Source organism: Paenibacillus sp. HWE-109, assembly GCF_022163125.1.
GTDB lineage: Bacteria > Bacillota > Bacilli > Paenibacillales > NBRC-103111 > Paenibacillus_E.
The window spans coordinates 5,982,850-6,002,581 of sequence record NZ_CP091881.1 but is presented as its reverse complement, the minus strand read 5'-3'; the positions used below and the strand labels follow the sequence as shown (position 1 = coordinate 6,002,581).

Annotated in this window: 14 protein-coding genes; 11 read left to right on the top strand and 3 right to left on the bottom strand. The window is 48.0% G+C overall.

Features of this window, described 5'->3' with window-relative positions:
• Nucleotides 1–11 precede the first annotated feature (11 nt).
• From LOZ80_RS25535 to LOZ80_RS25510, 6 genes are all read left to right on the top strand, one after another.
• The gene (locus tag LOZ80_RS25535) at nt 12–1,808 is read left to right on the top strand and encodes a cache domain-containing sensor histidine kinase (RefSeq protein WP_238167306.1); all 1,797 of its coding nucleotides are present in this window, start codon (nt 12–14) and stop codon (nt 1,806–1,808) included.
• 104 nt (nt 1,809–1,912) lie between these two features.
• Entirely contained in the window at nt 1,913–3,232 is a 1,320-nt protein-coding gene (locus tag LOZ80_RS25530) for an ABC transporter substrate-binding protein (RefSeq protein ID WP_189009974.1), read from the top strand.
• A 77-nt stretch (nt 3,233–3,309) separates the two neighbouring features.
• Entirely contained in the window at nt 3,310–4,191 is an 882-nt protein-coding gene (locus LOZ80_RS25525) for a carbohydrate ABC transporter permease (protein WP_189009965.1), read from the top strand.
• Nucleotides 4,191–5,042 (top strand): carbohydrate ABC transporter permease, encoded by an 852-nt coding sequence (locus tag LOZ80_RS25520; protein WP_238167305.1) that lies wholly within the window; start codon nt 4,191–4,193, stop codon nt 5,040–5,042. The genes LOZ80_RS25525 and LOZ80_RS25520 overlap by 1 nt, the downstream gene beginning before the upstream one ends.
• Nucleotides 5,043–5,097: 55 nt before the next feature.
• A complete protein-coding gene (locus tag LOZ80_RS25515; protein ID WP_238173115.1) occupies nt 5,098–6,741 on the top strand; it encodes a helix-turn-helix domain-containing protein in 1,644 nt (547 codons plus the stop codon).
• Between the two features lie 124 nt (nt 6,742–6,865).
• Nucleotides 6,866–10,882 carry an endo-alpha-N-acetylgalactosaminidase family protein gene (locus LOZ80_RS25510; RefSeq protein ID WP_238167304.1) on the top strand — a complete coding sequence of 1,339 codons (4,017 nt, stop codon included), beginning with the start codon at nt 6,866–6,868 and terminating at the stop codon, nt 10,880–10,882.
• A gap of 493 nt (nt 10,883–11,375) precedes the next feature.
• Here LOZ80_RS25510 and LOZ80_RS25505 read toward each other — a convergent pair whose 3' ends face one another.
• On the bottom strand, nt 11,376–12,860 hold the full coding sequence (locus tag LOZ80_RS25505) for an IS1182 family transposase (protein ID WP_238166762.1): 1,485 nt from the start codon (nt 12,858–12,860) through the stop codon (nt 11,376–11,378).
• A gap of 815 nt (nt 12,861–13,675) precedes the next feature.
• Here LOZ80_RS25505 and LOZ80_RS25500 point away from each other — a divergent pair.
• Nucleotides 13,676–13,909 (top strand): helix-turn-helix domain-containing protein, encoded by a 234-nt coding sequence (locus LOZ80_RS25500; RefSeq protein WP_238167303.1) that lies wholly within the window; start codon nt 13,676–13,678, stop codon nt 13,907–13,909.
• 40 nt (nt 13,910–13,949) lie between these two features.
• On the opposite strand, the gene LOZ80_RS25495 is transcribed toward LOZ80_RS25500, so the two are convergent.
• Nucleotides 13,950–14,528 (bottom strand): 50S ribosomal protein L25, encoded by a 579-nt coding sequence (locus LOZ80_RS25495; RefSeq protein ID WP_238167302.1) that lies wholly within the window; start codon nt 14,526–14,528, stop codon nt 13,950–13,952.
• Nucleotides 14,529–14,877: 349 nt separating this feature from the next.
• Between LOZ80_RS25495 and LOZ80_RS25490 the strand changes: the two genes are divergently transcribed.
• The 4 genes from LOZ80_RS25490 to LOZ80_RS25475 are packed head-to-tail and all read left to right on the top strand — an operon-like array spanning nt 14,878 to nt 19,204.
• Nucleotides 14,878–16,059 carry a glycosyltransferase family 4 protein gene (locus LOZ80_RS25490; protein WP_238167301.1) on the top strand — a complete coding sequence of 394 codons (1,182 nt, stop codon included), beginning with the start codon at nt 14,878–14,880 and terminating at the stop codon, nt 16,057–16,059.
• Complete coding sequence (locus LOZ80_RS25485) at nt 16,059–17,168, top strand: glycosyltransferase (protein ID WP_238167300.1); 1,110 nt, start codon at nt 16,059–16,061, stop codon at nt 17,166–17,168. Before LOZ80_RS25490 ends, LOZ80_RS25485 begins: the two co-directional genes overlap by 1 nt.
• Nucleotides 17,161–18,240, top strand: a complete 1,080-nt coding sequence (locus LOZ80_RS25480; protein WP_238167299.1) for a mannose-1-phosphate guanylyltransferase — start codon at nt 17,161–17,163, stop codon at nt 18,238–18,240. The genes LOZ80_RS25485 and LOZ80_RS25480 overlap by 8 nt, the downstream gene beginning before the upstream one ends.
• Before the next feature lie 19 nt (nt 18,241–18,259).
• Complete coding sequence (locus tag LOZ80_RS25475) at nt 18,260–19,204, top strand: DUF1861 family protein (protein ID WP_238173114.1); 945 nt, start codon at nt 18,260–18,262, stop codon at nt 19,202–19,204.
• An 82-nt stretch (nt 19,205–19,286) separates the two neighbouring features.
• Here the strand turns inward: LOZ80_RS25475 and LOZ80_RS39570 are convergent, their stop codons facing one another.
• Entirely contained in the window at nt 19,287–19,673 is a 387-nt protein-coding gene (locus LOZ80_RS39570; protein WP_443147082.1) for a collagen-like protein, read from the bottom strand.
• Nucleotides 19,674–19,732: the final 59 nt, after the last annotated feature.

Sequence of the window (19,732 nt, the reverse complement as noted above, 5' to 3'; positions counted from 1 at the left end):
AGGTCGCGCGTATGAAGCTATTTAAAAAGCCATGGAGAACGTCGACGACGTTATATATTTTATTGTTTACGATGGTGGTGCTGCCGATTCTCACTATCTCTACGATGATTCTGCAAGTCTACAAGCGAGATCTCATTCAGCAGACGACGGATCGAACGCTGCAGACGCTGCACGCCGTTAAATATTCGATTGAGCAGGAGATCAATAATGTCGTCACCTTTTCGGCGGCTGTTGGCATGGACACCGAGGTGCTGGAAACGGCGACTTTGCTGCACGAATCCAGCTCGAATGAACGTCAGCCTTATTATAATGACCTTTCGAAGGCGCTTGGTAAATACAGCTCATCCATGTCTGGGAGGGTGCAGTCGATCAACTTCTTCTTCAAGGGCGGAGGCAGCTATTCGTATTTGAAGGATTTGGCAATCAGCGATTTGACGCTGCGCAAAATGGACTGGTACCCCGCTACGATTACCGAGCAGGACCATGTGCATTTCATAGGCAAGCAAATGGGTGTGCTGTATGGTTCACCGGATGCTGCCAGCATTGTGACGACGATTAGACCAAGTTATTATCAAATGCTGCATGATATCGATTTCATCTATTTTGTATTCAGTCGTGACTATTTCGAAAAAATGCTGTGGCAAAATCCGATCAGCGGCTCATCCGCTTTTCGTATTCTCACCGCTGAAGGCGATGTGATCGCTTCGAGCTATAATATTCCTCCGGACGAGCAGGAACTAGATGCCTCACTGATGAGCCGGATTAGTGCGCAGCGTGAAGGGAACTTCGTCGCGACAATTCGCGGAGAGAAGATGCTGGTCACTTATGCGACGGTTGGTATTGCCGACTGGAAAGTGGTCTACAAGATCCCATATAGTGAGTTGACGGCCAATTATCGCAGTATTTATCAACTGATTCTATTCGCAACGGCTGTTGTCATCATTGTATTTTTGTTCATTTCCTTTTATCTGCTGCACAAGTTAATGAAGCCAATCCATGTGTTAGTGGTGAAGATGTCCCGTGTTATGGACGGCAATCTCAATACGAAGATCGAGGCGTCCGGCAGTGCGGAAACAGTGACCCTCGGACGTACGTTCAATCATATGATGGATCAAATCAAGCTGCTGATTAGAGAAACGGAGCTGCAGGAGAAAGCGAAGCAGAAGGCGGAATTTGCTGCTATGCAGTCGCAGATTAATCCTCATTTTCTCATTAATACGCTGAATTCAATCAAGCTTATGGCGATCATCAGCGGCGTGGACAATATCCGCAATATGACGCAGGCGCTTATTCGCCTCGTGTCTTCGTCTTTCAATCGTGGGGGAAGCTTAACCTTGCTTGCCGATGAAATTGAGAATTTGAAGCAGTATATTTTCATCATGGAGACGCGTTACGGCAATAAATTCGAAGTGCAGTGGGTTGTCGATCCAGCCGCGACGTCCTTCTACATTTTGAAGCTGCTGCTTCAGCCGATTCTGGAGAATGCGATTACCCACGGCTTGGTAAGCAAAGAAACGAATGGGATGATTACGATCGAAATTCACAAGCTGGGAGAGCGTCTTCGGATCGTTATCGCCGACAATGGCATGGGGATTTCGGATGAACAGATCGAGAAGCTTGCGTCCTCGGATCAAGATTATACGTTCAGCGGTATGGGGATTCTGAATGTTCATCAACGGATTGTTCTGCACTATGGAGCGGAATATGGAGTGACCATCGAACGTCTGGAGCCGACTGGGACAAGGGTGGAAATCGTCGTTCCCGTTATTCGCAGTCAGGAAGAAGCGTTTGATTTTAGTTCAAAATAGATCAAGGATTGGGCAAAATCGATCATTCGGCTGCCGCTATTCATCGATTATGATTAATCCAAGGTACAAACAACCTAATCTTGTAACACGTGGAGGGTCAAGCGATGCGTAAACGAAAATGGGTAAGTTCATTGGCTTTGATTGGGGTCGTAGCGATGACGGCATTGACAGGTTGCGGCGATAAACAGACAGCGACATCAACGCCGGCGAGCGCAGCTCCCGATGCTACGAAAGCCGCACAAACAGTGAAGCCGGCAGAACCTGTGAAGCTGAAGCTGGCAATGTGGGACACCAAGGCGGATTTGGAGTTCTGGACGGAGAAGGTCAAAGAGTACACGAAGGTGAAACCTAACGTCTCCGTTGAAGTGGAGAAAGTGCCTGACAATGGAGGGCAATACCTGAAAGTTAGATTAGCGGCTAACGATTTGCCGGATCTGATGTATTTAAAGCCGGTACACTTCCAAATTTACAAGCAAGCTTTGCTGCCTTTGGATGATTTGAATGCGGTGAAGAACAACAAGTATCCGACTAAAGTGGATGGCAAAGTACTAGGTGTGCCGCTCGTTTCCTTCTCGGAATTCGTGTACTATCATCCAAGTATGTTCAAGGAATTAGGCATCGAAGTTCCGAAAACGTTTCCAGAATTCATGGCGGTCTTAGAAAAGGTCAAAGCAAGCAGTAAATACACACCGCTCGCGATCGGCGGCAAGGATGATTGGACCTTCTATCCGCTAATGGAATTTGGTCCGCATATCTTATCCGGTGATGAGCAGTATTTGGCTAATCTAGCCAAGAATCCGGCGCCATTCGCTGCCGGCAGCACATTTGATAAAATTGGCAAAGTCATCAAGGAAATCGCAGATAAGAAGTATGCAGGTCCAGACGCTCTTTCTGTCTCTTTCGACCAATCGACGCAATCGTTTGAAGCCAAGCAATCCGCGATGATCGCCTTAGGTCAATGGTATTATGCTTCCTACATGGAAAAAGTGAAAGCGGACGATGATTTGGGCGTATTCCCGTTGCCATTCAACGACGCGAAAAGCGCGGATGTACAATCGATCATGATGTCCGACATGAATGTCGGCATCAACAAGAATTCCAAGAACGTGGAAGAAGCGAAAGCATTCTATGAGTGGATGTTCAGCAAAGACGTGTATACGCCTTTTATTAATAAATTACAACAGTTCTCTACAGTGAACGGTGTGACAGCAGAGCTGCCATTTTTCAATAAATGGACGACGACGAATCCGTACAAACCATTCATTTACTATGGAACGGATGAAACATATGCGAAAGTAAGCGCAGCAGCGCAATTCGATCCGAAAAAAGCGGCACAAAGCATCTTTGCAGGCAAACCGCTTGATGGAGTTGAGAAAGAATTAAACGATAAGTGGAAGAAAGCGATCGATTCCGCAGCGAAGTAAGGACCATAGAGGGTACTATTTGAGCAAGACGGAATAGTACCCTTTTGTCATCAATAGAGAGTTTAGGAGTGAGTGAAATGAGTTACACCTTGCAGAAGAAAATTATTATAGGGTCATTCTTATTTGTTCCTGTAGCGCTCATGCTCTTATTCCTGATCTATCCGACGTTTCAACTGTTTCGGTACAGCTTTACGAATTGGGATGGATACAGTGAGAGCTTGAAATATATAGGTTGGGATAACTACAGCAAGCTAATCTTTGATTTTCCCGATGCTTGGAAAGCGATCGGCAACAATGGGATTTATTTTGTCATCCATCTCCTCTTCATTCCTGTGGAATTGATGACGGCGGTGCTGCTCAACCGCACCATTCGTGGAAGCTCGTTTTTTCGCTTTACGGTGCTTATGCCTTATATCATTAACGGTATTGCTGTCGCCTATATGTTTAGCTACATTTATAATCCGGTCAATGGGCCGCTTAATGAGCTGCTCAAAGCAGTGGGGCTGGAGTCGCTCATCACTGGTTGGTTAAGCAACTTGAACGTTGTCAATTATTCGCTGGTCGCCGTATCGGTATGGCGGTTTAGCGGTGTTCATATTATTCTCATGCTGGCCGGCTTGCAGTCGATTCCGACGGACCTATATGAAGCAGCCAAGATGGATGGGGCTGGTTTCTGGACGCAGCTGCGCCACATTACACTGCCAGGCATTCGTCGCGTGATGGAAATTATTCTGTTCCTGAACATCTCAGGCGCACTGCTGCAGTATGATATTCCTTATGTCATGACAGGCGGCGGGCCAGGAACGGCGAGCTCAACGTTTGGTTTATTTTCCCTGCAAACTGCATTTACCTACAACAATTACGGTCTCGCTTCAGCGATGGCGGTTAGTCTTCTGATCCTGATCATCGGATTCTCATCTTTGCAAAATTGGATCATTAAAGATCGGAGCGAGTCATAATGGAAACTTCACTTGCGGCAAGTAAACGTCAATTGCTCAGTAACGTGCTCTACTATATACTCTTTATTACGATGTGCTTGATCGTGTTTATTCCGATTCTTCTCGTTGTTTTCGGTTCGTTCAAGACGAATGCAGAGCTGGGAGCCACCTCGCCATTTTCATTGCCAAGCAATTTCTTGCATTTCGAGAATTATGTCAAAGCTTTTCATGAAGGTCACATTCTGCTCGGTTTGCGCAATACGTTTATCATGGTGGTCGTAAGTATGGCGGGGAATGCCTTGCTCGGCACGATGACGGCATTTGTGCTCAATCGATTTGATTTTAAATTTAAAAAGGTCATTCTCCTGCTGTTTCTCGTTTCGATGATTATCCCGACCTACACAACGGAAATTGCCCGTTTTCAGCTTATTCACTCTATGCATCTATACAATACGCTGGGGGCTCCGCTAATTATCTATGTAGGTACGGATATTATGCAAATCTATATTTACATTCAATTTCTCGAAAAGATATCGGCTCAGCTCGATGAAAGCGCAATGATGGATGGGGCTTCGTACTTCCGTGTGTTTTGGTCGATTATTTTCCCGCTGCTGCTGCCAGCAACGGCAACACTTGGCATTCTCAAAAGCGTGACGATCATGAATGATATTTATTTGCAAAATTTATATATGCCCAAGAAGGAATTGGCGACATTGCCGACGGCTTTGATGGCTTTTGTCGGTGAGAGAACGTCCGATCTCGTAGCGCTCTGTGCGGGAATTATTCTTGTCCTGCTGCCTAGTGTGCTGTTCTATATCGTGTTTCAAAGATTCATCTTCAAAGGATTAATGGATGGCGCCGTGAAAGGGTAGCCGTCAGGCAATTAGACAGACGAACTTCTGTATGAGGGGGACTTCCGTGTACAAGATGATGATTGTCGATGATGAACCGTTAGTTCGCTTAGCCTTGCATCATTTAATTGATTGGCAAGCTTTCCATATCGAAATTGTCTGTGAAGCGGGTGACGGTGTCGAAGCGTTCGCGCTGCTGAAGCAGCATGGCGACATCGATCTGCTCCTCGTAGATATCCAGATGCCCCGAATGAACGGCATTGAGCTTCTGAAAGCGGTGATTGACCCAACCTCTCTGATGAAGCGGCCAATGCCAATTATACTGAGCGCCTATAGCGATTACAGTTATGTGAGGGAAGCTTTCCTCTTGGGAGCGCTCGATTACATCGTCAAAGTGGATATGGATGAAGAGCATATCGCACCCGTTATCGCCAAGGCAGTTAAGGGATTAGAGCAATTGGGCGGGGAGCCGTCGAGCGAAATCATGGGGGATACAGGCCTGCACGCTTTGTCTTTTCCAGATAAGGATGCTTTATTGCAAAAACTGCTTGATCCGCATCAGGAGAAGAAGGCGGAGGCATTCGAACACTTGGCCGCTTCCGGCAGCGAGTTGGCACAGGAAACGAATGAGATGGCAATTGTCATTCAGACGGCAAGAGGAAGCGATACGACCAAGACTCATGGTTTTATCCAGCAAACGATGCAAACGGTGCTTCAGGAATTGGCGATTTCCCATGAAATCGTTCGCAGGGAGGCCGGTGAGTATGTGCTGATGTGCGTGTTCCCGCAAGAACGCAGCGAATCAGCAATACGGGCCAAAATTCACAGCGCGCTGACGATGATTCAGACGCGCTTGCTGCAATATGTGAATGCCTCTGTTTCGGTGGGCATTAGCGATCTGGCCAGTGGTTTCCTACAGTGGAGCCGCTTGTTTGCTCAGGCCCGTCAGTTGGCTGGGCGGAGTTATTATGAAGGCTTGGGCAAGCTCTTTTATCGGGAGTCTGCGATGACCGCTGCGTCTGGTTTGAAGGATGCCAGGCATCAAGCATTGTGGGAGGATTTGAAGGCTGACAGGCTGGCATTGCTGCCAGCTTTGAGGCAGGCAGACGGAAGTCAGTGGCTGCATGTGTATGAGCAATTAACGAAGCGATTGCAGGGTGCGAGGCAGGAGCTTCCTGAGAAGCTGAGGTCTTACTTTGGAGATGTGCTGTGGGAATTGGGGGCGATTCTGTATGCCAAAGGCATTCGCATCGAAGAAGTGCAGCCCACGCAGCTAAATCCATTCGAGGCTATCAAACAGCTGGAGACGCTGGATGAAACACTTCATTATGTCAGTCAGCTTCTTATGCGGGCTCACAAGGTTATTCACGGCAATCTCGATGTTCATGCAGTTCGTTTCAGTACGCCAATTGCCAGTGCCAAGAAGTTTCTCGACATGCATTATCGCGAGGAGGTCAACCAGTCGCTGATCAGCGAGATGGTGGGCGTAAGCGAGAGTTATTTGAGCAAGCAGTTTGTGAAAGAAGTGGGCTGTAATTTCATCCACTATTTGACGAAGCTGCGAATTGATGAAGCGAAACGACTGCTGGAGATGGGGAGTCGAATCTCGGATATTTCCGAACAGATCGGGTATCTCAATCCTGAGCATTTCAGCCGCATTTTCAAAAAAATGACGGGACATAGTCCTAAGGCCTACAGGGAGAGTTTGAAAAAAGAGTAGGTGTTGGCACCGATAAATCGGTCAAAAAACATCAAGGAATAACAAAATGTATCAATTATTTGTCCATAAAATCAGTGATATAGTAAGGGGGAAGTCGATCATAATTGAAAGGGAGGATGAATTAATGAATCAAAAAGGTCGAAAAGGTCGAAAAGGTCGAAAAGGTCGAAAAGGTCGTTTAATCTGGAAAATGAGTTTGGCCCTGTCTGCGCTGATGGCGCTGCAGGTTGGATCTGCTGGGATTGCCCCCCTTGCCAAAGTAATGTACGGCACGGCAAGCGCAGCCTCGCAATCGATTACCTCATCGGTGCTTAGTGTGGAGGTGGACACAACGTTCCCCAAGGTAAGTCAATACACGTGGTTGGCTAATGGAGCTGTTCTCTATGGGTCGGAGGACACGTTGAATCAGATTTACATCAATGGCACAGCGTACACGCCAACGGTTTCCTTTTCTTCCCCTTCAGCAGACACTGCTTTGTATACGCTTACAGTCGCTTCGCTGAATATTGTTCTTACGGCTCAAATGAAAGTGGCTGGCAATACTTTGCTTTTCGATGTGACGAATATTGCGGAGAATGGCACGACCAAAGTGAATACTTTGGAAATTCGCAATCATAATTTGCTCTCGGTTAGAAGTACCCAAAGTGGCGCAACTTTCGCCGGCAACAAGATGTATACGGCTGTCACGGGCACAGGGGATACGATCAAGTCGGTAACCGGCACGCCATCTGCGGACGCTGCATCGGTCGATTACATGTATGGCTTCGTCAATACGAATCAGCTTGCTGGCGGGCTGTGGACGAATTCCGTTTATGAAAGTTCGGACAATAACGGACGTGTGAAAGAGCAGACTGTAGCCAAAACAGGCTACTCGCGTACGGGACTATGGAGTGGCGCCTGGATTTACCGCGCGAATGGCATGACGACGACGGACCCGCTGCCGAGCGCTAAGGTCGTCATTACCGGCGACGCCAATGCGGACAGCCAAGTCGATTGGCAGGATGGCGCGATTGCGTATCGCAGCATTATGAACAATCCGGTTGGGGCTGACAAGGTGCCGGATCTGGTAGTTCAGCGTATTCCGATGAACTTCGCCAGTCAAGCAACGAACCCATTCACGAAGACGCTCGATGAGACGAAGAAAGTGTACAATGCGACAGATGGCCTCGGTCAAATGGTCCTGCTCAAAGGCTACGGTTCTGAAGGCCATGATTCCGGGCATCCGGATTATGGAGATATCGGTCAGCGGCAAGGCGGAGCGACCGATTTGAACACGCTAGTAAATGCAGGCAGCGCTTATAACGCCTTGTACGGTGTACACATCAATGCTACTGAATCCTATCCAGAGGCCCAAGCTTTCAATGAAACGCTCGTCAATAAAAATTCGGCAGGCTGGGATTGGCTGGACGCGTCTTATTACATAAATAAACGCTATGATTCCACCTCCGGCAGCCGTCTAGCCAGATTGCAGCAGCTCAAAAATCAAGTGCCGAATTTGGGCTACATTTATATCGATGTATGGCAAAGCAATGGCTGGGATTCCCGTCAAGCCGCCCGCGAAGTGAATTCGCTGGGGTGGCCGTTAGCGACGGAATTCCCATCCGATCATGAATACAACAGCATTTGGAACCATTGGGCAGTGGACTACAACTATGGAGGTTCCGACACGAAGGGCTTTAATAGCCAGATTGCCCGTTTCATCCGCAACCACCAGAAGGACACCTGGATTGCCCGCGATCCGCTGCTCGGGGGGACAGAACTATCCGCTTATGAAGGCTGGCAAGGGAAAACGAACTTCGACACGATGATTAATATGACGTTCGCAACCGATTTGCCGACGAAGTATTTGCAGCATTTCAAAATATTGAAATGGACGACGAACACAATTAATTTGGAAAATAACGTGTCCGTCAGCAACGCTGGTGGAACACGCGTGATTACCAAAGACGGTCGTACGATACTGAATGGCGGCGCTTATCTATTGCCTTGGAATCCGGCGACGGAAGATAAGCTGTACCACTGGAATGGCGCTGCTGGCAGCACGACATGGACACTGCCCGCAAGCTGGGCGGGGCTGAGCACCGTGAAGCTGTATCAGCTTTCGGATCAAGGCCGAGCATTCGTCAGTGACCTCGCTGTGAGCAGCAATCAGATCACGATTCCGGCAAGTGCGAATAAAGCTTACGTGATCTACAAAGGAGCAGCATCAGCGAATGCTGCAGTGAATTACGGCGAGGGGGCTGGTATTGCTGACCCAGGATTCAATAACGGCAACCTGACTGCGTGGACGGTTGCTGGCAGTGGGGCTTCTGTCGTGCGCAACACCAATGGACAGTATGAACTGCAAGTCGGCAGCAGCACAGGCGCGACGACAGTCAGTCAAACCCTTACCGGGCTCACGCAAGGCACTTATTATGCCTCTGTCTATGTGGCAACGGGCGGCAGCCGCAAAGCATACTTGGGCGTAAGCAACTACGGTGGTGCCGATGTTAGCACTTACGCGGACAGCTCGCTGTGGAAGAACTACATCGCAGCTGATTCCAAACATGATACGATGATGCAGCGCATGTATGTGTGGTTCGATGTTCCAGCAGGCGCGACAACAGCAACGCTGTATTTGAAAACGGACGCAGGCACGTCCACAGCGACGTTCGATGATGTACGCTTGGAGAAAATAACGAGAACAGCGAACCCGAATAATGATTATTTCGTTCAGGATTTCGAAAACGTGCCTGACGGCTGGTATCCCTTCGTCAAAGGCGCTGCGGGCGGTGTCAACGATCCCCGTACGCATCTGATGAAGCTGCATGCCCCTTTTTCACAAAAAGGATGGAATGGCAAAGCAATTGATGATGTATTAAGCGGCAATTGGTCACTCATGGCACACAAAGAATCGTCTGGTTTGTTGTACCAAACGATCCCGCAAATCTTGCGTTTCGCACCGGGAACGACGTATACGGTAACGTTCAGCTATGAGAATCAGGCAGCTGGCGATTATGCCTTCCTCGTGGGCGATGGCACCTCGATTGTATCGACAACGAGCTTGGGAACGGTAACTACGCCGACGACTTTCTCCAAGGTATTCACGGCAGGTGCTTCCGGCAATAGCTGGATCGGCATTCAGAAGGTGACGAGCAACGACACGGATTTCATCATGGACAATTTGAAAGTAACGGTGGGAGGCACTGTTCCTGTAGATCCAACAGTAATTCCCCAATCCCAGATGACGGCTGCGGCAACAAGCCAGGAGACTGTGAATGCGAGCAATGCTGCAGCGAATGTGCTGGATGGCAACATGTCGACCTTCTGGCATACCAAATGGGATTTATCCAACCCGCTTCCGCAGTCAATTACATTGAATCTAGGCGGCAGCTACACGGTTAATCAACTCAAACTGCTGCCAAGGCAAGATGGCGGAGCTAACGGGAACATTACGGGATACAAAGTTTACACAAGTACGAATGGAACAACCTTTACTCAGGCAGCTACAGGCACATGGGCCAATGATGCTTCAGAGAAAAGTGCAGCGTTCACAGCAACTACGGCAACATATGTACGATTGGAAGCTACGGCTGGAACAGGCGGCTGGGCTTCAGCAGCTGAGATTAATGTATACAAAGCAAGCGGCAGCGGTTCGGCGTATACGCAGGATTTTAACAGTGGAATCACAGGTTGGAATCGGGTTGTCGGTACGGGAACGGTCGGCGCACTCTCTGGTGGACTCAATATTAACGCAAATAGCAGCAGTACTGTTGCCATAGACAGCAACTCCCCAGCGAAATCCGACGGTGTCTACACGTTTAAAGTGACCCCGCAGAATGCCAATGGGCGCTTCCAGGCTGTGTTCCGGTACACGGGGACTAGCGCTTGGGCAGCGGTCGGTTATGATCTTGGCACTTCATGGGCCTGGTCGAATGGAGAGGGGCAATATGGCAATTTCACGGGACCTGCGCTAGCGAGCGGGACGACTTATTTGATCAAGTTACAGTTTACTGGTTCAACGGTTACCGTGTGGGTAGATGGCACACAAATATATACAGGCATAGTAGCCAACCTGCCAACGTCAGCAGGACAAATCGGTTTCCGCAGCTGGAATTCGGGCAATATGCTGTTTGACGATGTAAGCTACTCGGACAACTAAATTTGCGGAGAAGCCTCTAGACCACTTTTTTAAGTGGATGTAGAGGCTTTTTTTTGTTTGCGAAATCAATACAATTCGAACCAATTCTCGGAATGGCGACAGTAAGCGTCACTCAGCGGGTTTACGGAGGTCAGTGGAACTTGCTTGGCTCGTATCCTTTCGTGGGGGAACGGGCGGGAGCGTCACGGTTCGCACCGATGATACAGATGGGTTTGTAACGGTTGACGCGGTGAAGTTTGAGCTGATACCTTAGAGCGGACTCCTCATCTTTCAACTAGCTAGATTTTCCGCGTATGCACCACAGATAAGAGCCTCCAGAGGCTCTTATTCCCCGCCAACACCCACTTTCCGCGCAGATAGAAGTCTCCAAGAGTCTGTCCGACGAAAAGAATTAAAAGAGCACTCCATCGTGAAACTGAACGATGAGTGCTCTTTATGTGTAGCTTTGTAGCTTTTCCCTATTCAATCTGGTTTTTCCGTAGCCTACTCCCTCTCATCCAGCCACTCTTTGTTTACGGGCAGACCTCTCCCGTTTGTACAAAGTGGCTGGTTTGGGATACTTCGCCGCATGCAATTTGCGGATGTTGTGGCTTAGAGAGAGCAGTATGAACTCCCCAGATACTTTATCCTCGCCCCGCAAATGGAATTGACGAAATCCTTGAACCTCCTTCAACTGCCCCCATATCGGTTCAACGATCGCCTTACGCATTCGGTAAACGGCTGTTCCCTCATCACTTTGCACTTTCGTTCGCATTTCCTCTCGCAGGGGATCATGCTCGCTACGTGTGATGGAACGCTTCCCTGTTTTACTTTTTACACACTCGTCTCGAAAAGGACATTCGCTACAGACGCTGCATTCATAAACCCAAGTCGTTGGCTTATCTGCATCATTCGCATGCACGGTTCGTTTCCGTGTAAGCTCTTTGCCAGCAGGGCAGAGATAATAATCTAGCTCAGGTACATAAGTGAAGTTGGTCTTGTCGTAGGCATTATTCTTTTTTTTGTTTTCGCGATCGGCAGCAATGTAGGCATCCACTTCAGCCTCCAGCGCCGCTGCAATGTTGGACGCACTAAAATACCCTGCATCAGCACTCAGCTTCTGAGGCCTATCTCCTGTCATTGTTTTCATGGAATGAAGCACGTTTTCAAACTGCTGTTGATCGGTTGTTTGGTTACTCATTTGAAGTCCAACGATGAAGCCATGATCGCTGTCTACGGCAATTTGTGGATTGTAGCCTTGAATGACACCTTGGTTCCGCGTGCTCATGATGCGAGAGTCGGCATCGGTAAAATTAAATTGATCGCTCTGAGGAGATTCGGCCTGTTCCGCTGGCCGCTGTTCTTCCAAATTCTCCAGCGCAGATTTTATTTGCGCGATGCGGGCATAGCGTTCCTCCAACGATAGGGAAGGACTCGTCGGATGGGGTTCCTCCAACATTTCCTCGGTAGCAGAATACTCCAATGCTTGCCGGACTTCGTCTTCCAATTGAACGAGGCGTTTTTGCATACGCTCACGTGACATCGATTTATGTTTAGAGGCGCTTGCCTTTATTTTAGAACCGTCAATGCTCACATGCCCGAGCGAGATATAGCCCAGTTCCATAGCGATTTGTATGACTTGTTTGAATAAACCTGGAAGGGTATCCAGGTGGTTCTTCCGAAAGTCACTCAGCGTACGAAAATCTGGCAGGTATCCGCCACATAACCAGCGAAAAGGAATGCTTTCTTTCGTAGCTATTTGAAGTTTCCTAGACGTGAAGACGCCTGTCGCATACCCATAGAACCACAGTTTGAGCAGCATGGCAGGATGATAGGCTTCTTCTCCACGCTTGGAGTATTTGTTAGTAATGGCAGATAGGTCTAACTGCTCGACGATGTCGCTGACAAGTCTAACTTCATGATCATCTGTTACCCACTCGCTTAAATAGATAGGTAGAAGTTCACCTTGCTCTGTGGTATATGCTTTGAATTTAGCCATGCCTACGACACATCCTTTTACAGTCTTACTACTACTTATTCGGAATTGTTTGACTAATTCCTGTTTCGTCGGACAGACTCCCAAAGGCTCTTATTCCACATCACCCCCCACATTCCACACAGAGCAGCAAAGTTCAGCACCGCCAGGTCGTTGCCTAAGCATTCTGCATTCTAATGAACTGGATGATGCTTATAGACGGAAAATTGGCTGCTTTGGTGATCTAATGAACTGAATTGGGGTTATCGAGCAGTCTATAGGTGGAATGGTGGTCATTTGCTTGAAATAAGGTCTCGTGAATTCATTAAATTGTTAAAGTGAACCATTCTGATCGAATAGAGGTTATTGAGTTCGTAAGGGGAATAGCCTCAAAATTCCTTGTCTTGCAGCAGCCATATTCCACACCAACCCCCCGCATTCCCCGCAGATAGCAGTCTCCAGAGGCTCCTATTCCTGCAACTAGCTGGCTTTTCCGCACCAAACCACAGATAAGAGCCTTCAGAGGCTCTTATTCCCCGCCAACACCCACATTCCGCACAGATAGAAGTCTCCAAAGGCTCTTATTCTTTCAACTAGCTGGCTTTTCCGCACCAAAACCACAGATAAGAGCCTCCAGAGGCTCTTATTCCCCGCCAACCGCCACATTCCGCGCAGATAGAAGTCTCCAAAGGCTCGTATTCCTTCAACTAGCTTACTTTCCACCCTACGGAATACCGCGATCATGCGTCTGAAGTTTAATGACATAAGGAAACCTAGACAAGCCCAATGAATCAGGCTATTATTTTTACTATATCTGTTGATTAAATTGAGGTGTAGGCATGCCGGGGGTTCATAGCAATCTGAAAGAAATGATGAGAGAAAAAGATCCTAAGCTATCGATTCGTCAACTGGCCAAAGATATTGATTACCATTTTGATTCGGTTCGAAAGATGTACAAAGATGAGATGGTTCAGTATCCGAGGGACTTGGTATGGCGGCTTTGCAAGTATTTTAAGGTGACTCCAGGGCAGTTGATCGTTGTCGATTATGGAGAGGAAGACCAGTCAAATTAAAAAGGGAACCCTGCACAATGTGTAGGATTCCTATTTTTGTTTAGGCTGGAACGACGGCTGGTTCCTCTGCGTGGGCATGCGAGATTTTCACTAACATGGCCGTGGCGTCGGACAGGACTTCAATTCCTTCGTGAAAGGAAAGATCAGAAACGAGTAGATGATCGCCAATACCAAGTCCGCTAATATCAACTTCAAAAGCGCTAAGCAGCTTATCAGGCATGCAGCGAACTTGAACTTCGTACAACTCCACTTGAAGGATTCCTCCCTCTTTAACGCCAACAGGCTCACCAGAGAAATGAATGGTAACTTTGGAATCCATGCTTATATTCATATTCAGTTGATAGAAATCGACGTGAACAATCTTGTTGGAAATAGGATCTCTTTGAACATTTTGAAGGAGAACAGGCTTGCTGCCGTTTTGTGGAATAGCCGCATGAAGTATAGCTCGGGGATTCCGTTTCAAGGTGGAAAGGATGTCCTTTTCGCTTACTGTAACGGAGATACTGCCAACGTCAGTGCCATAAACAACGGCTGGAACCTGACCCTGTTTTCTCAATAGATTCATTTGTGACTTGCTTAGTTGGTCCCGTTCGCTTAACTGGATAGAATTGCTCATCATTGTGTTGCCTCCTAATCGAATGGGAAAAGATCATGCTTGTTTGCTGTCTTGCCTACAAATAAAAGACCGATTAACCATATCATGTTTAATCAGCCGAGGAAATGACCATATTTTCTTGTCATATGTTAATTTTATCACAAGTTTCCCGCTTGTCAAATTGCATGCCTGTTCATCGAGCCCGCATTGACAAGAAAATAAGGTCGTGCTAAGGTTTAAGCAGCAGATAGGAGCGGAACGGCAAGAGCAAGGGAAGCTAATTGGATAGCGATTTACGTAGGAAATAAAGTGATCTTTATTTCTTTTTTTCGTACTCATTTGTAATAATTTATAAAAAATAGGAGGAATTTCAATGATTTTAAAATCCATTAAACGCAATGTCGCTTTTTTGGGAACAAGCCTGCCAAGAGAGTGCGGGTTAGCTACATTTTCACAGGATTTGATGAACGAAATTGAACGGATTCATGATTTTAATTCACCACGAATGATCGCGGTTAACAATAACAAGTCGTATGTGTATGGCAACCAGGTAATGGGACAAATTAGCCAGCATCAACGAGCAGATTATAGCAAGACAGCACTGGATTTGAATCGTTCTGACATCGATATGCTTGTCATTCAGCACGAGTTTGGGATTTATGGCGGTGAAAGCGGCGAGTATGTGCTGGATTTGGCTGAGAAATTAAAGATTCCATTTGTTGTCATTTTCCATACGGTTCTATCGGAACCTAGTGATAAACAGCGATTGATCATGAAGCGGCTTGCCGAACTAAGCTCTAGAGTCATTACGATGGTTCAAAATAAAGTGCAGGATTTGCAGGACGTCTACGGCATCGAAAATGCGAAGATCACGATGTTTCATCATGGTGTTCCTTTCGTGGAGACGGCCTCAAGAGATGAGTTGAAAGACCGCTATGGGTATGCGAACAGGCAGATTCTATCGACTTTCGGATTTCTGAGCCCAGGCAAAGGGATTGAATATGCCATTGAAGCGATGCGCGGTGTAGTCGCGAAACATCCTGAAGCGCTCTACATCATTTGGGGCAAAACACATCCGGTCGTGCAGCAGGAAGTTGGAGAAGTCTACAGACAGAAGTTGATGGATCTAGTGTCGAAGCTTGGACTTGAGGCGCATGTCACTTTTGTAGATAAGCTTTTGACGCAGGAGGAAGTCGTTGAATCACTGGTCTTATCGGATATCTATATGACTCCTTATCTGGGCAAGGATCAAGCTGTAAGCGGAACGCTAGCCTATGGTATCGGTTATGGCAGAGTTATTATCTCCACCCCCTACCGCTATGCGGTGGAAATGTTGGCAGACGGCCGCGGATTGCTGGGCAATTTCCATGATTCAGCCTCGCTCGAGCAGCACATCGTGACTGTTCTGGATCATCCGGATTTGAAGCTGGAGATGGAGAACAGAACACAAGCGCTTGGAAGCACGATGATGTGGAGTGAAGTCGCCAAGTCTTACGCGGCGCTGTTTCGCGAAACGATTGCGAACCGGATTGTGATCAAAGGGAGTGCGGTTTGATGGGGAAGCTGGCGGTCAAGCCGTTCACAGCGGATTATTTGTATCGCTTAACGGATGATACCGGTATCTTCCAGCATACGAAATTTGGTATCCCTGATCGTTCCAAAGGGTACACGTCTGACGACAACGCAAGAGCTCTAATCGCTGCTGTTATGCTGTACAAGAACAGTCAAGAGAACAAGGTGCTGAATCTAATTTCGATTTATTCGGCCTTTCTTCATCATGCGCAAAATGAGGATGGCAGCTTTCGGAATTTCATGGATTATCAGCGGGTATTCATTGAACAGGTAGGCTCGGAGGATTGTTTGGGCCGTTGTTTATGGGCGCTCGGATTTACCTTGTCGGAAGTATCTGTCCCGGATAATATCCAGAATACTTGCCGATATATGATCAATCAGGCACTCTCGCATGTGAAGAGCTTATCGTCTCCGCGGGCTATGGCCTATGCGATGATTGGCTTGACGTATATGCTCGAAACGCCGCAATCTTTCACTTATCAATTCCCTTATCCGACTAAAGAACAAGGAAATTCCGCATTTCTTCCGCAAGCACAAATAGCTTCCTTGGTGGAGGAGCTGGCAATGCGGCTGCATACCCAATATCAAGCAAATAAAGGCGATGGCTGGTTGTGGTTTGAGGACAGTATAACCTATGGCAACGCGATGCTGCCTTGGGCGCTTTTCAAGGCCTCGCAGCTTACATCGCAGTTGCAGCACACGGAGCAATTCCGACTAACGGCTAAGGAAAGCTTGGACTATTTGGCGTCTGTTACCTTCGCTCAGGAAGGTTATTTCAAACCGATTGGCAGCCATGGTTGGCTGACGAGAGGTCAAGATGCAGCTCTGTTTGACGAGCAGCCGATTGAGGCATGCGAAATGCTGCTAGCTTGTATGGAAGCTTACAAGGCATTAGGAGAGACAACTTATTACGCCAAAGCGTTGCTCTGCTATGACTGGTTCCACGGACACAACTCACGTCAAGAATCATTGATTGATGCTCAGACCGGTGCCTGCTACGATGGCATTCATGCAACCGGCTTGAATCTCAACCAAGGCTCTGAAAATATCGTCTCCTACTGTATGGCTAGGTTGGTGATGCAGCATGAATAAATTCGCAACGATACTTGCCGGCGGCGGAGGAACCCGCTTCTGGCCGCTTTCCAGGCAGGAGCTGCCCAAACAGCTGCTGAATATCAGCGGCAATGATATTATGCTCAATGATACGATCCAGCGGTTCAATGGGGTGATCCCTATGGAGAATACGATCGTGGTTACGAATCGTTCTCAAGCTGTTTTGCTGGAAAGCATCATGCATACGAGTGTCCAGCCCGGCAATATTTTGGCGGAGCCTGTGGCCAAGAACACAGCGGCAAGCATTCTTCTCGCCGCCTTATTTATTGAAAAGCACCATGGCGATTCCCTTATGGTCGTTTTCCCTTCTGATCATCATATTACGGAAGAAGATAAATTCAAGAAAACGCTCGATCATGCCTGCCAAATTGCGATAGAAACCGGTAAGCTTGTGACGATCGGAATCAAACCTACGTTTCCCTCAACAGGCTATGGCTATATTTCATGTCAAAATGAAGCCTTCATGAGCAAGCCATGCAGTGTGTATGAGGTTGCTGAATTCGTAGAAAAGCCTAATTTTGCGAAGGCCCAGTCCTATCTTAGTTCAGGTCACTATTTGTGGAACAGTGGGATGTTCATTTGGAAAACGTCCAGCATTCTCGATAATTTCAAGCGATTTTTGCCGAGGCTCTACAAAACGATGCTGCCATTGATGGCCTACATGGGCACAAGTCAGGAAGTAAAAATGATTAACGCCATTTATCCTTCGCTGCAAAACATTTCTATTGATTACGGCATTTTGGAGCGCTGCGACGAGGTTGTCGTTATTGAAGGTGATTTTGGATGGAACGATATCGGAAGTTGGGATGCGCTCGGGGCTATTTTTCCTCCGGATGTAGACGGGAATATTGTGAAAGCGAACTACGTAGGGATTGAAACGCGAAATTCCATTATATATGGGGAAAAAAGATTAATTACCACGCTGGGTATTGATGGTTTGATTATTGCAGATACCAAGGACGCTCTGCTCATCTGTTCGAAGGAGAAAGCGCAGGATGTCAAGGAAATCGTTGCCATGTTGAAAGAAAAAGGCATGCTGGAATACACCTGAGAGAGGCTGAATGTCACCTATGATGAAATTGGAATGGCAAACGAAGACATGCAAAGAACTACTGCTTGACTATCAGCCTGCTCAGCACAAAGGCCGCAAACTCCATTTTGCCGGAGTCGGCGATCGGGATGTCTACAATATTACGGCTCCTTTCATGAATGAAGGGGAGCTTTATATCGCAGGCCGGGTCGAGGCACGGGATTCAGAGGAATCCGAAATCATCTTCTTTACCTGCCGGGATGAGGTCTGGACACCCAAGCTGGATCTGCCTAAATTTCAACTGCAAGATCCGTTCATTACCCAAATTAATGGCGAATGGATTTTCGGTGGCGTCGAGCTGTATTTCGACTCGGTGACGAAAAGAGCGATTATCGGTTGGAAAACTGTGCTCTACCGAGGGAAGAACCTGCATGAACTCAAACACGCTGCTTCGGGTCCGTGGAACATGAAAGATATCCGGCTGACGGCATTATCGGATGGACGGATTGGCGTATTTTCGAGGCCGTTCGGCATTGAGGGCACACGGGCTGTCATCGGATTCAGCATCCTCGACTCGTTCGATGACTTATCGGAAACTGCAATTATCCAGGCTCCCTTGTTCCGCGATCAATTCCTGAAGGACGAATGGGGCGGAGCCAATGAAATCCATTTGCTGACAAATGGGTTTCTTGGTGTGCTGGGCCATATCTCGTATACGGATGAAGAAGGACGGCTGCATTATCATGCCATGTCGTTCGTCCTTAATCCTTGGACGAGGGAGAAGTCGCCGGTCAAAATCATCGCAACCCGCAGCGACTTCCCGGACGGACCGGCGAAGCGGGCAGATCTGGCAGATGTGATCTTCAGTGGAGGCTTGGTCCGAAAGGCGAACAGTCGGGCGGATTTATATGTTGGAGCCAGCGATACCGAAGCCCATTATATGGAGATTGCGGATCCTTTTACAGAGTATGAGCAGATGGCTTAAATGCCTATCAGCCCCCGCCATGATGGTGGGGGCTGATGCGCTGAGAATAAGCTAGCGAACGTGCTTTTTCTGAACGGAAGATTTAACAAGTAAATGCGTCGATAAACCGCAAATCCATGCCAAAGTACATCCATGAGAAACCATTCCAACGGAAACCGCCTATGGACGTTGAGCCCACGAAGATAGGGAAGTACCAGAAGGACTGGCCATTGCGCAGCCACACGTATGTGAAATTAAACAAACAGCGAGCAATGCCGCCAGGATTAATGGCGAAGGCCTCGCCGCCAGCTGCAGTAAGCGGCTTTTGCGGGATGAAGGCTGGAGGCGGGGAGGTGGGAGCCTGCTGGTCGCCTCCTTGCGGTTGGCCTGGCACGGTTCCAGGTCCTGGCATGCCTGGACCTGGGAAACCGCCGCCAGGGAAGCCAGGTTGCCCCGGGAATCCGGGCTGCCCTGGGAATCCAGGCATCATCCCGCCACCGGGAAACCCGCCGCCGCCGCCGGGAAAGCCTGGGATGCCAATCATGCCGC